Origin of the sequence: Vaccinium witches'-broom phytoplasma str. VAC (genome assembly GCF_000309405.1) — a bacterium.
Classification (GTDB): Bacteria; Bacillota_I; Bacilli_A; order Acholeplasmatales; family Acholeplasmataceae; genus Phytoplasma.
On record NZ_AKIN01000188.1, the window covers coordinates 1 to 740 of the forward strand.

Annotated in this window: 1 pseudogene; it reads right to left on the reverse strand. The window is 27.0% G+C overall.

Annotated features, from left to right (window positions below):
* Positions 1–415: 415 nt before the first annotated feature.
* A pseudogene (locus RI68_RS03985) lies at positions 416–740 on the reverse strand (type IVB secretion system protein DotG/IcmE); the annotation flags it as partial.

A 740-nucleotide genomic window follows, 5' to 3' on the forward strand; every position in this document is an offset into this window, starting at 1 on the left:
TAACATCTTTTTTATTCATAGTGTAATCGTTTAAATTTAATAACATTTGCATATTCCTTATAATTTATATTTGTAAAAAATTCAATATTAACATGTATAAAGTCGCTTGGTAGCTTCATTAATCCGTATTTGTCAATCCTACACACACTATAAACTTTTATTTTGTTTTGAACGTATAAAAATTTCGTTAAAAGAAACTCATTTTTATACGTTCAAAACAAAATAAAAGTTTACTTAACGGTGTGAGGATTGACAAACGGATGAAGCTACCAAGTTCTCTAAAAAGAAAGGTTTACTATTTTGTGAGGATAAACAAAGCGGAATCAGCAAACACAGATCTAAAAGAAAATTGCATATTCAATCTTATAATCCTTTATACATTAAAATACGTTATTTTGCGTTCAGTTTTAGTTGTTTAAATGTTTATTCCAGCAGCTTTTAATTGTTCCTTTGTATACCCAGCAGATTTTATTTCTTCGAATGTAAATAAAGCATCATTTAAATCCTTAGCTGTATAATTATCACAAAAGAACCAAATAGCAGAATAATTTTTATATTTTCTTACTTCTTTTGCTGTATATCCAGCATCTCTGAATTCTCCAGCTGTAAATGGAGAATTTAATATTTCTGTATCTATATATCCAGCATCTCTTAATTCTTTAGCTGTATAACCACCATAACTTAAATCATAAGCAGAATAATTATATTTTTTGAAATCTTTTGCTGTAAATCCAGCATCT